At 63.1% G+C, this 12,295-nt stretch carries 13 protein-coding genes and 1 tRNA gene; 7 read left to right on the forward strand and 7 right to left on the reverse strand.

Annotated features, from left to right (window positions below; genetic code table 11):
• Window positions 1-2: 2 nt before the first annotated feature.
• A complete protein-coding gene (locus AAFN89_RS08600) occupies window positions 3-2,459 on the forward strand; it encodes a hypothetical protein (protein WP_347538015.1) in 2,457 nt (818 codons plus the stop codon).
• Here the strand turns inward: AAFN89_RS08600 and AAFN89_RS08605 are convergent, their stop codons facing one another.
• The 3 genes from AAFN89_RS08605 to AAFN89_RS08615 all read right to left on the reverse strand — a co-directional run bounded on the left by AAFN89_RS08605 (window position 2,460) and on the right by AAFN89_RS08615 (window position 4,760).
• The gene (locus tag AAFN89_RS08605; protein WP_347538017.1) at window positions 2,460-3,614 is read right to left on the reverse strand and encodes a DNA methyltransferase; all 1,155 of its coding nucleotides are present in this window, start codon (window positions 3,612-3,614) and stop codon (window positions 2,460-2,462) included. It lies immediately after the preceding gene.
• A gap of 112 nt (window positions 3,615-3,726) precedes the next feature.
• Window positions 3,727-4,068 (reverse strand): helix-turn-helix domain-containing protein, encoded by a 342-nt coding sequence (locus tag AAFN89_RS08610; RefSeq protein WP_347538019.1) that lies wholly within the window; start codon window positions 4,066-4,068, stop codon window positions 3,727-3,729.
• Between the two features lie 248 nt (window positions 4,069-4,316).
• A complete protein-coding gene (locus AAFN89_RS08615) occupies window positions 4,317-4,760 on the reverse strand; it encodes a universal stress protein (RefSeq protein WP_347538021.1) in 444 nt (147 codons plus the stop codon).
• A gap of 162 nt (window positions 4,761-4,922) precedes the next feature.
• Here AAFN89_RS08615 and AAFN89_RS08620 point away from each other — a divergent pair, with 162 nt between their 5' ends.
• The gene (locus AAFN89_RS08620; RefSeq protein ID WP_347538023.1) at window positions 4,923-5,450 is read left to right on the forward strand and encodes a GreA/GreB family elongation factor; all 528 of its coding nucleotides are present in this window, start codon (window positions 4,923-4,925) and stop codon (window positions 5,448-5,450) included.
• Here AAFN89_RS08620 and AAFN89_RS08625 read toward each other — a convergent pair.
• Together AAFN89_RS08625 and AAFN89_RS08630 are read right to left on the reverse strand one after the other, a co-directional pair.
• Window positions 5,429-6,859 (reverse strand): FAD-binding oxidoreductase, encoded by a 1,431-nt coding sequence (locus tag AAFN89_RS08625; protein ID WP_347538025.1) that lies wholly within the window; start codon window positions 6,857-6,859, stop codon window positions 5,429-5,431. The two genes, AAFN89_RS08620 and AAFN89_RS08625, sit on opposite strands and share 22 nt — an antisense overlap.
• Window positions 6,856-7,824 (reverse strand): L-threonylcarbamoyladenylate synthase, encoded by a 969-nt coding sequence (locus AAFN89_RS08630; RefSeq protein ID WP_347538027.1) that lies wholly within the window; start codon window positions 7,822-7,824, stop codon window positions 6,856-6,858. The genes AAFN89_RS08625 and AAFN89_RS08630 overlap by 4 nt, the downstream gene beginning before the upstream one ends.
• Before the next feature lie 150 nt (window positions 7,825-7,974).
• Between AAFN89_RS08630 and AAFN89_RS08635 the strand changes: the two genes are divergently transcribed.
• Complete coding sequence (locus tag AAFN89_RS08635; RefSeq protein WP_347538029.1) at window positions 7,975-8,589, forward strand: carbonic anhydrase; 615 nt, start codon at window positions 7,975-7,977, stop codon at window positions 8,587-8,589.
• Window positions 8,590-8,593: 4 nt separating this feature from the next.
• Here the strand turns inward: AAFN89_RS08635 and AAFN89_RS08640 are convergent, their stop codons facing one another.
• Window positions 8,594-9,094 (reverse strand): TspO/MBR family protein, encoded by a 501-nt coding sequence (locus AAFN89_RS08640; RefSeq protein ID WP_347538031.1) that lies wholly within the window; start codon window positions 9,092-9,094, stop codon window positions 8,594-8,596.
• A 99-nt stretch (window positions 9,095-9,193) separates the two neighbouring features.
• Between AAFN89_RS08640 and AAFN89_RS08645 the strand changes: the two genes are divergently transcribed.
• On the forward strand, window positions 9,194-9,460 hold the full coding sequence (locus AAFN89_RS08645; RefSeq protein WP_347538033.1) for a hypothetical protein: 267 nt from the start codon (window positions 9,194-9,196) through the stop codon (window positions 9,458-9,460).
• Between the two features lie 117 nt (window positions 9,461-9,577).
• Window positions 9,578-9,868, forward strand: coding sequence for a hypothetical protein (locus AAFN89_RS08650; RefSeq protein ID WP_347538035.1), 291 nt, complete (start codon window positions 9,578-9,580; stop codon window positions 9,866-9,868).
• Between the two features lie 113 nt (window positions 9,869-9,981).
• Here AAFN89_RS08650 and AAFN89_RS08655 read toward each other — a convergent pair.
• Window positions 9,982-10,056: transfer RNA gene (locus tag AAFN89_RS08655), tRNA-Val, on the reverse strand.
• Window positions 10,057-10,221: 165 nt separating this feature from the next.
• On the opposite strand from AAFN89_RS08655, the gene AAFN89_RS08660 reads away from it, so the two are divergent.
• Window positions 10,222-10,770 carry a hypothetical protein gene (locus tag AAFN89_RS08660; protein ID WP_347538037.1) on the forward strand — a complete coding sequence of 183 codons (549 nt, stop codon included), beginning with the start codon at window positions 10,222-10,224 and terminating at the stop codon, window positions 10,768-10,770.
• A gap of 139 nt (window positions 10,771-10,909) precedes the next feature.
• A complete protein-coding gene (glmU, locus tag AAFN89_RS08665) occupies window positions 10,910-12,295 on the forward strand; it encodes a bifunctional UDP-N-acetylglucosamine diphosphorylase/glucosamine-1-phosphate N-acetyltransferase GlmU (RefSeq protein WP_347538039.1) in 1,386 nt (461 codons plus the stop codon).

Raw genomic sequence — 12,295 nt, forward strand, 5'->3', positions numbered from 1 at the left:
AGGTGATCAGTCTTCTGAGCGAGCAAGGATACTGGACGGACGCGACGGCCTGGCGTCACTACGGCGACGTCGAAAACAATTGGGGCCAGAGCGGCAACCAGCAAAGCTTGGCTGAAGCCGCCCTCGCCGAGAAGGTTGTGAATTCGGTTGACGCGACGTTAATTGGAAAGTGTCGACAGGCTGGTATCGACCCGGAGAGTAGCGAGGCTCCGCAGAGCATCCGGGCCGCCGTTTCCAAATTCTACGATGTGGGCAGCGATAAGATGGCGTCCGGCGGTAAAATCCTTGACTGGACGCCGGACAAACGTCGTGAAGTGGCGGAAACTATCACGCTTTCCGCGACGGGCGCTTCTCGACAGATGTCGCTCACCATTTCCGATATGGGCGAAGGTCAGATGCCTGATCGCGTGCCTGAAACGATCTTGTCGCTCAATCGCAGCAATAAAATGCGGATTCCGTTTGTGCAGGGCCAATTCAACCAAGGTGGCACTGGCGCGCTGCGCTTTGCGGGCAAGAATAACCTTCAACTCGTGGTGAGCAGACGCAATCCGGCTTTTGTTGGAGCGAATGCATCGGCGCGGGATCATGAATGGGGGTTTACGTTGGTCCGTCGGGAGCGGCCGAGTCAAACCAACAGCCGCAACTCGATTTATACGTTCCTGGCACCGATCGACGTCCGCAAAGGTCGCGACGGTGTCATCCTCACCTTTGCCGCTGAGGACTTCGGAATCTTTCCGAATCAGGACTCGGCCTATGGCCGACAAGCCCCACACGGCACAGCAATTAAGCTGTATGAGTATAATTTCATTGGTGAGCGATCGAACATACTGCGCGGCAAGAGTCTGTTCTCGCGGCTCGATCTTCTCCTTCCGAGGATCGCACTTCCGGTCCGCGTCTACGAGATGCGTCCCCGCCGCAACGGCCACTTGCTACCCGTAGGCAGCCGCGAGACTACTCTCGATGGCCTTGTGCGGCGACTGGGCGAATCAAGCAATCTCGAGCCGGGTTTCCCAGTGCATGTGCCATTTTCACCGATGGGTGAGCGGCTGACAGCCAGTGTCTATGCAGGGCGCAAGGCCGGTTCCTCTCCTGAAGAAGACGATGATGGCGACAGTGATGATTCGCGTCGCAAGGTGGGTGGGCTCAAGCGGTACCGCAAGCGTGAAGGCGTTATTTTCACGCGCAACGGCCAGACCCAGGGCACCCTTCCAAAAGAGTTCTTTCAGCGTCCCGGCGTTAAGATGAAGCCGATTGCGGAGGATTTGCTAGTGTTCGTCGACTGTGACGGGCTGAGCGCGGATACTCGCGAGGATTTGTTCATGGCGAGCCGGGATCGGTTGGTTGACGGTACCTTCAAGGCCGCGGTTGTGCGCGAGCTGGAGATTGCGCTCGCGAATTGCGACGAATTGAAGGAATTGCGCAACCAACGACAGCAACAAGAACTCGAAGACAAGATTAAGGATGACAAGCCGCTCAGCCAGGTTCTCGAGAGTCTGATTGATAAGTCGCCCAATCTGCGGCAACTGCTGCGGTTGGGAACACGCATCCAAACACCTCTCCGCATTGTGCCGAATGAGGTCGATACGTCCAAGCCTCCCAAGCTAGAGGCGTATCCGACCTATTTTACGCTGCGGGGGGCGAAGGACGAACAGCCGTTCAAGAAGAGTTGCCCGATTAATCAACGCTCTCGCTTCACGTTCGATACTGATGTGCGAGATGACTACTTCGTACGCGACGAGCGCGAGCGCGGCAGTTTCACCTGCCTCTCAGCTGATGGTTCCCCGATCTCCTTCGCGGGACCCAATTTGCGATCGGGCGTAGCGACCATCACGGTGTCATTGCCCGACGAAGTGCGGGTAGGGGACGTGTTTCGCTTGATCTTCACGGTGAAGGACGAATTTCGCGAGTTCATCAATGAGGCGGAGATTCGGGTAATGCCTCCTGCTGAGAAAGCTGAGCCGCGGACATCTCGTCCCCGCAAGGAGGGCGAGAAGCGCGAGGGCGAAGGCCCGGATGGCCCCTCTGGTCTCAACCCGCCGCTTATCGAGAAGATCTATCAGGATGACTGGGCCGAAAAGGGCTTTGACGAGAGCACCGCAATGCACGTGCAGAGTGCCGGATATGATGAGGATGGCAAAGAAATCCGCATGTTTCTTGTGAACATGGACAATGCTTCGCTGCTTCACGAGGCGGTGCAGAAAAAAATGCACGTTGAACTCGCGCGCAATCAATTCCTCTACGCAAACGTGCTGTTCGGGTTGGCCTTATTGCTCGACGAATCGAAGCGGTCGCATGCAACGCTTGGCGAGGGGCCGACGGAAATGGAGCCGGAAACGGTTGAGCATCTCATCGCGCGTACGACCAAGGCTTTGGCACCATTCATGCTCGCGATCGCCTCTCTTGGTGCTTTCGATCTCATCGATGGCATGGAAGTAGACGGACTAGAAGACGTGGCCTGATCAGCAATTGCGTAGCCGATGGAAGAGTACGACCTCTCGCGCTCCTCCGGTCTGCCCGCGGCTGGTGGCATGCCATTTGCGGTTCGGGACGGCGCGCCAAAGCCGGCCGTCTTCTCCGCCGCGCAGCGTCGAGAGCCCGAACTCTTCCCAGCCCGCGTCGGAGGCCACGGAGAGATAGCGGGCTAATTGCCACTCGGGATTAGCAAATGCCACGATCTGAACCAACGTCGTGTTGCGATCCGCGATCGCGTGGAGTGACCGCAGCCCGGCACCGAGTTGTTCAAAATAGACTGGGAGTTCACGGGCTTTACGGCCGCCCATTGTGTAAAAGGATTCCCCCGACCCATCCAACGCCTTGGCAATGAAGAAGGGCGCTGGCGACTCCTTGCGCCCGTCGACTTGCCAACGATGATAAAGGACGTGAACGCCTGGGTAAGGCGGGCTTGTGACTATGAGGCGCGGCGCACCCGCTTGTGTCACTCGGGAGTCAGTCTCCAAGCCGATGATCGAACGATTGATTACCTGAGGACTATGTCGCCCATGAGCGGAACTGGCCGCATCGAGCGCGGCAGCGCCGTCGGCGATCAGGACTGCGCTCGCTTCGAGCGCCCGCCGAAAACTAATTGTTGATGGAAGTTGCTTCCGCCCATCCAATGCCCAATGCGCGGTGCGCAGGACTGCACAACGGGCTAAGCTTTCGAGGGTGGAATCATTGAACTGTTCGATGGCGGCCACCGCCTGCGCGATCGCCTTACGCAACCGCCAACGCTTGTCACTGCCAAGGTTTCGAAAGTAGCCGAGTTGCGCCCAATTCTCGAAGACCGGCTCGGGCCGGTGCATGTTGATCTGGCCCGCCACAGCCGTTGCCAGGGAGATGAATCGTTCCGCATCCACAGGACTCAGCGTCAGCAGCTTCGTCTGAGAGACGAATGTGGCTAATGTGCTGATGTCGCTGCCAATCGACTTTCGGCCGCGCGCGAAGGCCTCAACGAGCGTCGTGCCGCCACCGACATAGGGATCAAGGACAAGGTCGCCAGGACTGGTAAAGGTCTCGATCGCTTGACCGATGAGGATGGGCGAAAATCGAGCCGGATAATGGTAGTGGCGATGGGTGAGCCCATTGACAGCGCTGGGATCACGAGCGCTGTTGATCAAGGACAATTGCTCTTTCGCGTCTAGTTCGAGCCACCGGGAGGGTACGCGGCTGTTCGTCCGGAACCCTAGTGGGCAGCATTCAACGGGCGACGGCGCAGCGCTGGTGGAAATTTCACTCCGCATGCGATTGGCCCTCAAGCTTGATATCGCGCTCAATGGCGTCCGTCATATAGCGGAGCAGCTGTAGCGCGACGCTTGGCACGTCACGAGTACCTTGTATCTTTTTTGTATCTTTTCTCTGCGAGCTTGGGCCGTCTGAAAGGGTTGGCTTAAGTTTTCTCCACAGATCGTATCGCACGGCAGGAGTTGCGCCCCCCTGTTGCTTAAGTATGCGGCTAATCCTCAATCGACTTGTACCTAGCCGCCGAGCGGCTTCTGACTGATTGCCGCCGGCGCTCTGAACAACGGCTTCAACAGCTTGCAGCAAGGCGTTATCGGGTTCGACTTTCGGCATGATGTATCATGTGTATCAGTTTATATGATAAAGTGCAACAAACGATACATTCAAGTACGATGGGTGAATAAGTGCAGTGTCCTGATCCAATCCTGGGCATCCAGCCGCAACGATCACGCACGACCCGTCTGGAGCAATTCTGTTTGGGTCAAAGCGGCCCAATCCATGGCTTTTAACCATCGCGAGCATTCTGCGTGGCGGTAGAAAAAGACTCGTGCGCCACTCCGATTTCACGAGTGCGCGAAGGCCTATTTCGCGATGATGACCGTGCAGGGCGAAAGGCTGGCCACCTTATAGCTGACGCTGCCCAGCATATGGCCCTCGATGTCGGTGAGGCCGCGCGCGCCCATCACGATGGCGTCGACGCCATTCCGTTGGGCGTAGGAGACGATGGTCAACGACGGCTTGCCTTCCTTGAATGCCGTCCTGACCTGCTTCAGGCCCCGCTTCTCCGCCGCGGCGCACACCTCGTTGACCACCTTCTCGGTGGCCTCGTCGATGTCGTAGAGCGCCTCGCCCGTCAGATGCTCGGTCTTGAGGTATTCCCGCAGCCGTTCGGGAACCGGGAACTTCCGCGCCACGTGAAGCAGCGTTATCTTCGCCTGGAAGGTGATCGCCAGATCGACGGCCATCTCGGCCCCCCGCCAGGAATGGTTCGATCCGTCGACCGCCGATAGAATATGCTTGAACATGCCGCCCCCCGTTCGATGTCTGCGGGTCATTAGACCCGAAACCGTCGGCCGGCGGCAAATCCGTTAACCGCCGGGCTCCGGCAGCCGTTCGAAAAAGGACGCACGTCGGGGCCGGGCGATCCCATATGGACTCTATAGACAAGAAGAATAGGGAGGCCCGTGATGAGCCGCGCCTTTGTGAACGAAGACTCGGTTCCTTCCGCCGGCGAGGAGCAGTTGGACCTGCCGCAGAGTTCGCACCCCAACTACGTGACGCCGCGCGGCCTGCGCCTGTTGCGCGAAAGGCTGGAAAGCCTGCGCGCGGAACGCGACCGTCTGGCGGGCGCTGACGGCGATGCGGCGGGACAGGATCTCGACCGCCAGACGCCCATGGCGCATCTCGATCGTGAAATCCGGTATTTCGAACAGCGGCTCGACCGGGCGATCCTCATCGATCCGGAGACGCATGAGGCCGGAACGGTGGCCTTCGGCGCGTCCGTGGAGGTCGAGGATGATGAAGGCGGACGCCGGCGCTACGTCATCGTCGGTGAGGATGAGGCCGACGCCCATAACGGCGTCATCAGCTATGTCTCGCCGCTGGCGAAGGCGCTTCTGGGCGCCAAGGTCGGCGAGGTCGTCACCTGGCAGCGTCCGGCCGGTCCCGTCGATCTGGAGGTCGTTTCCGTCGACTATAAATCCGACGAAGGCTGACGCCGCGCCTTCAGCACCTTTCCGGGGTTCATCAGCTCCTCCGGGTCCAGGCAATCCTTGATCCGCCGCATCAGATCCAGCGCGACCGCATCCTTTCGCAGGGGCAACTCATCCCGCTTCATGATGCCGATACCGTGTTCCGCGCTGATAGACCCGTCCAGTTCGGCCGCGATGTCGTGGACGATCCGGCTCGCCTCGTCCCAACGATCCAGATAGGCCTGCCGGTCCATGCCCACGGGCTGGGAGAGGTTGAAGTGGATGTTGCCGTCGCCGACATGGCCGAAGGCGCAGGGCCGGATGCCCGGCAGCCACGCCTCCACCGCCCGGGTCGCCTGATCGATGAAATCCGGCACGCGCGATACCGGAACCGATACGTCGTGCTTGATCGATCCGCCTTCCGACAATTGCCCCTCGACCACCGCCTCGCGCAACCGCCACAGCCGCTGCTCCTGGTCGCGATTGGCAGCGATCACCGCATCCTGGATGATCTCACGCTCTAGCGCCGTCCCCAGCATCGTCTCCATCGTCTCGCGCAGCCGGCCATCGTCGATGGGCGAGGCAAGCTCGATCAGGACGTACCAGGGATACCGGTCGCCCATCGGGTCGGAGACGCCATGGACATGCTGGACGGCGAAATCCACCCCCGTCCTGCCCATCAGCTCGAAAGCCGAAACCGTGTCGCCGCTGTCAGAGCGCGCATTGGAGAGCAACCGGAGCGCGGATTGGGGATCGGCCAGGCCGACCAGCGCGGTTTCGACCTGCCGGGGCTTCGGGAACAGCTTCAGAACGGCGGCCGTGATGATGCCCAGCGTGCCTTCGGCCCCGATGAACAGCTGCTTCAGATCATAGCCGGTATTGTCCTTCCGCAACCGCCGGAGGCCGTTCCACACCCGGCCGTCGGGCAGAACGACCTCCAGCCCCAGCGTCAGGTCCCGCGCGTTGCCGTAGCGCAGGACGCCGGTGCCGCCGGCGTTGGAGGACAGATTGCCGCCGATCCGGCAGGACCCTTCGGCGCCCAGCGACAGCGGGAACAGCCGGTCGGCGTCGTCCGCCGCCTCCTGCACCCGTTGCAGGATGACACCTGCCTCCACCGTGATGGTGTTGTCCAGAGGGTCGATGTCGCGGATCCGGTCCAGCCGGTCGGTCGACAGGACGATCTCGCTCTCAGCCGTCACCGTCCCGCCGACAAGACCGGTGTTCCCGCCCTGCGGAACGACCGGCAGACCCGCCTCGGCGCAGATCCTCACTACCTCAGCGACCTGTCCGACCGTCGCCGGCCGGGCGACGAAGCGCGTCAGCCCGCGATACTTCCCCCGCCGCTCCTCGCGATAGGGCTCCAGGTCGGCCTCGTCCTCGACCCATCCTTTTGGGCCCAGCGCCTGCTTCAGCCGGTCGATCGCCCCGCTCATGCGCCGGGCCTCGGCGCGGCGGCGCGGCGCAGTCGGTCGTTGATCGCCATGCCCAGCCCTTCCTCCGGGATTGGGGCGACGGCGATCGTCGTGGCGCCCGTGCGGTCCAGCGCGCGCAGATGGGCGAACAGATTGGCTGCCGCTTCGGCCAGATCGCCGGTTTCGCTCAAATTCAACATCCTCTCTCCCTTGCGAAGGTCGGGGCCAAAGGTCAGCAGCGCCTCCCCGGCCTCGACCGTCTGCGCATTCAGCCGCACGCCGGCGCGGGGCGCGTAGTGGCTGCTCAACTGTCCGGGAGACAGCGGCCGTTCGGGATCGGCGTCGGGCAGCCGCACCGGCCCGATCAGCGCCTTGATCTCCTCCCTGGTCGCTCCGCCGGGGCGAAGCAGGGCAGGGGCGTCGCCGGTCAAATCCAGGACCGTGCTCTCCAGCCCGATCTCGCAGCGCCCCGCCGCCAGGATCAGTGGGATGCGGCCGCCGAGAGACTCCTGCACATGCGCCGCTGTCGTCGGGCTGACCGCGCCGGAGCGGTTTGCGCTGGGCGCGGCGACGGGCCGCCCCGTCGCCGCCAGCAGCCGGTGCGCCGTCGGGTGGGCCGGCATCCGGACGGCGACGCTGTCCAGCCCGGCGGAGACCAGCAGCGACAGGCCCGAATCGGGCCGGCGCGGCAGCACCAGCGTCAGCGGGCCGGGCCAGCATGTTTCCGCCAGCAGGTCGGCCCGCTCGTCGAAGACCACCAGCCGCCGCGCCATTTCGGCATCGGCGCAATGGACGATCAGCGGGTTGAACTGGGGCCGTCCCTTGGTCTCGAAGATGGCGGCGACGGCGCGGTCGTCGGTGGCGTCGGCGCCCAGCCCGTAGACCGTCTCGGTCGGGAAGGCGACCAGTTCGCCGCCGCGCAGCAGGGCGGCCGCCCGCTCTACCCCGGCGGGGCTGTCGGCGACGATGTCGGTCTGTCGGGACATTCTCGTATCCATGACTGCGCTATGTAGCGCGTCCGGCCGGCAGCGTCGAAGCTTCTGAACGCCGTGGCCGCGACATTTTGCCGGTCGGGCACTACCCTTTCGCGCCCGCTCCGGCTATGACGGCGGCAGAATGATTGAGGCGATGGAAAGATGGATGCTCTGATCGAAGGTTATCGCCGGTTCCGCACCGGCGCCTGGCCAAAGCACAAGGAGCTTTACGACACGCTGGCTGCGCACGGCCAGTCGCCGAGGGCTCTGGTCATCGCGTGCTCGGATTCCCGCGTCGATCCGCAGCTTATCTTCGATGCCGGCCCGGGCGAGCTGTTCGTCGTCAGGAACGTGGCGAGCCTGGTGCCGCCCTACATGCCCGATTCCGAATATCACGGCACCAGCGCGGCGATCGAATTCGCCGTCCGGGCGCTGGAGGTGGAACGGATCGTCGTCATGGGCCATGCGCAGTGCGGCGGCGTCAATGCGCTGCTGAACGGCACGCCGGCCCATCTGGGCGACTTCATCGAGAACTGGATGCGGATGGCCGCCCGGGCGCGGGAGCGGGTGGTGGCCGCGACGGAGGATCCGGTCGAACGCCAGCGCCTCGGGGAATTCGAAACCGTGAAGGTGTCGCTGGAAAACCTCATGACCTTCCCCTGGATCAGGGAAAGGGTGGAGGCGGGGAAATTAACCCTCCATGGCAGCTATTTCGGCGTCGCCAAGGGAAGGCTCTGGGTGCTCGGTCCCGACGGCGCATTCGCGCCGGTCGATTGAGTCGTCAGTTCAGCAGCCATATGGCGGCGTTGAGGATGGCGGCGTAGGCGACCCAGGCGGCGTAGGGCGCGAACAGGATCGCCGCCATCCGGTCCAGCGGCTGGAAGAGCGCGATGCACCGGAGGATGGCGTAGAGCAGGATGGCGATCTCGATCGCCGCCGCGCCGATCGCCTGCGCGCCGAAGAACAGCATCGACCAGGCCAGGTTCAGCGAAAGCTGCATCGCGTAATGGATCAGCGCGCGCGTCCGCCGCTCAGACCGGGGCAGCCGCCAGATACGCCAGCCGGCTACAGCGATCATCAGGTAGAGCACGGCCCAGACCGGCCCGAACAGCCAATCAGGCGGCGTGAAGAAGGGTTTCTCCAACTCCTGGTACCACCCGCCGACCGAGGTGGCCGTTACCGCCCCGCCGATTGCCGACACCAAGAGGCACAACGCCACGAACGCCGCCAGGGCCAGAAGGTCCCGAATCCGTAAAATCGTGCGACGGCGTGTCTCAGGCATCGTGGTCGTCCTCCAGTACTTGCCTTGAGGAGCGGAGCTGTTCAGCCTGATGGGATGAAACCGCCCCGAACTCCCTGGCTGCCAGGCTTCCCGGATATCGTGATTCATACGACCGAGGAGACAAGGAACGCGCATCCTGCCTATGTGTATGGAAAGGCTGGTGCCCCCGAAGCCGCAACAACATTGGTGGCGGACCTCATCGATGAATCGGCGCTTGAAAGAACGCGAGCGATTGCCGACGGGTTCAATCCCATCCTCGTACCTGCCTCTGCCTTCGAGAAATATGGCTTCAACGCAATCCCGGACGCATTGGCTCACGAACTCGCTGACCGCCTTGATCTGGAGTTTGACCCAGGGGAGATTTAGGGAAACGTCGTTTCCCACACACGATCAAATCGGTTCCACCGGCTGGCAAATGCAGCGATTTTCAATGGTGCTGTACGATACGGGCGCAACTGCTTAATCGTTGACGATCATGTCGGAATGGGAGGTACTGTCGCGAGCTTGAAGGGCCATATAGAAGTCAACGGTGGAAAGGTGATTGGTTGCACCACGTTGACCGAAAGTCAGGGAAGCCGGTGGATTGCTCTCCCGGAGGAAATCCTTCAAGAGCTGAGGGCGAAACATGAAGAACTCGACGACTACTGGAAAGAAGCATTCGGCTATGGCCTCGAATGCCTCACTCGACCAGAGGCGGGTTATCTATTCAGAACCCCGACTTTTGTCCGAATCCGAGATCAAATCGCTAAAGCAGCAAAAGCGGATGGTGGCTGAGGCGCACCGGAGGCGGTGCACTGCGGCTTGAGTTGAACGAACTGCCCGCTCTTGCACCGTTCTGCAGCTACTTGAATAGCGAGCTTTCTGCGATATCCAATACTTTAGGAAAATGGTGGGCGCGACAGGGATTGAACCTGTGACCCCTGCCGTGTGAAGGCAGTGCTCTCCCGCTGAGCTACGCGCCCGACCTGAAAGCCATGTCGGCTGACGGGGGAGCGCCTAATTACGTCCGGTCCCGGAGGCTGTCAAGCATATGACCTCGCGTCGTCAACTTCTGGTTCATCAATCGGTGTTATCCAGCGGCTGATATCGTCGCAACCAGCGCGAAGAACTGGAGCTTGATAACCCCCGTGTCGATTGTCGGAAAGCTGACAGCCCAGCTTGACGAGCTGAAGCGCAAGATCGCCGATTCAAGGGCCGTCCGGCATGAGCGGCAGGGCGCTGCGCTTGAGCTGCTGACCGCGCTGGAGCGGAAATTCACCGCCCAGCGGCAGGAACTGGGCGATCTGCGCCGCCAGGTCCAGCGGCTGGAGAGCGAGCGCGCGGCGATCTTCCAGCAGGTCGGCCAACTCGTCGCCGCCGTGGAGGCTACCATCGACGATCGCGACCAGCTTCTGGACGCCGTGGAAGCCTGGGCCTCGACCGAGATGCCGGAGACGCCGAAGGCCGCCCCGGCTCCCGAGCCAGACCCGGCTCCGGCGAGCCGTCCACCGACGCCGGTCCCCGAATCCGCCCCGGCCGTGTCGGCTCAGTCGCCCCGCCCGGCCGAACGCATCCTGCGCCATCGCGTCGACGGATCGGTCGAGATCGCTCCCGCGCCGCTTGGGCCGCGACCGGGTGACGGGCCGGAAATCCGCCGCGTCTATGAAGAATATCAGCGCCGGTCGCCGCAGCGTTAACCGCTGAAACCTTCTGCAACAGTCGGTAACAGGCCGAAACAAAAGTTGACTTGGGCGCGGCCGTCCGGCTGTGGCACAAGGACGCCGATGATTTCCCGGCAATGCAACCGCGCCTGTTTCCGATGACCGCCCGTTTCCGATGACCAAACGACCGCTCGCCTGCCTCGTCCTTGCCGCCGGCAAGGGCACCCGCATGAAGTCCGACCTGCCGAAGGTGCTCCACCCCGTGGCCGGCCGGCCGATGGTGGCGCATGTCGTTGCGGCGCTGGAGGCGTTGCGGCCGGAACGGATCGGCATCGTCGTCGGCCCCGGCATGGAGGATGTTGCCCGCGCCGTCGCGCCGCACCGGCCGGTGGTCCAGGAAAGCCAGCTCGGCACCGGCGACGCCGTCCGAAGCGCGCTGCCGCTGATCGAGGGGTTCGAGGGCGACGTGCTGGTCGTCTTCGGCGACACGCCGCTGGTTTCTCCCGGAACGCTGGGCGAACTGGCGGCGGCCCTGCACGGCCCCGGCGATCCGGCGGTCGCGGTGCTGGGCATGCGGCCGGACGATCCGGGGCAGTATGGCCGGCTGGTGCTGGGCGGCGACGGGACGCTGGACGCGATCGTGGAATACTGGGAAGCCGACGAGGTCCAGAAATCGATCACCCTCTGCAATGGCGGGCTGATGGCGTTCGACGGCAGGCGTCTGCCCGAACTGCTGGCCGCGCTCACCGACGACAACGCCAAGGGCGAATTCTACCTGACCGACGCCGTCGCCCACGCCCGGTTGCGCGACTGGACCTGCGCGGTGGTGGAAGGCGACCCGCATGAAATCATGGGCGTCAATTCCCGCGTCGACCTGGCGGCGGTCGAAGGTATCTTCCAGCGCCGGTTCCGCGCCCGCGCGATGGCCGAGGGCGTGACGCTCCAGGATCCCGACAGCGTCTGGTTCTCCGCCGACACGAAGCTGGGGCGCGACGTGACGATCGGCCCGTCGGTGCTGTTCGGTCCCGGCGCGGTGGTGGAGGATGGCGTGGCGATCCGCGGCTTCTGCCATATCGAGGGCGCGACGATCCGGTCCGGCGCGATCGTCGGGCCGTTCGCCCGGCTGCGGCCGGGGGCCGATATCGGCGCGGAAGCGCATATCGGCAATTTCGTCGAGGTGAAGAACGCCACCTTGGGCGCGGGCGCCAAGGCCAACCACCTGGCCTATCTGGGCGACGCCGATGTCGGGGCGGGCGCGAATATCGGCGCGGGGACCATCACCTGCAACTATGACGGATTCTTCAAGCACCGGACGGTGATCGGGGAGGGGGCCTTCATCGGTTCCAATACCGCGTTGGTCGCGCCGGTCACGGTGGGCGACCGCGCCACGATCGGCGCGGGGTCGGTCATCGCGGCGGACGTTGCGGAGGATTCGCTGGCGATCGAACGGGCGGAACGGACCGACAAGCCCGGCTGGTCGGCCCGCTTCCGCGCGACCAAGGCCGCAGAGAAGGCTGCCGAAAAGGCGGCGTCGAAGAAGACACCGGACCCGAAAGGTTAG

It is taken from the genome of Inquilinus sp. CAU 1745, assembly GCF_039839375.1.
Classification (GTDB): Bacteria; Pseudomonadota; Alphaproteobacteria; order DSM-16000; family Inquilinaceae; genus JBDOQU01.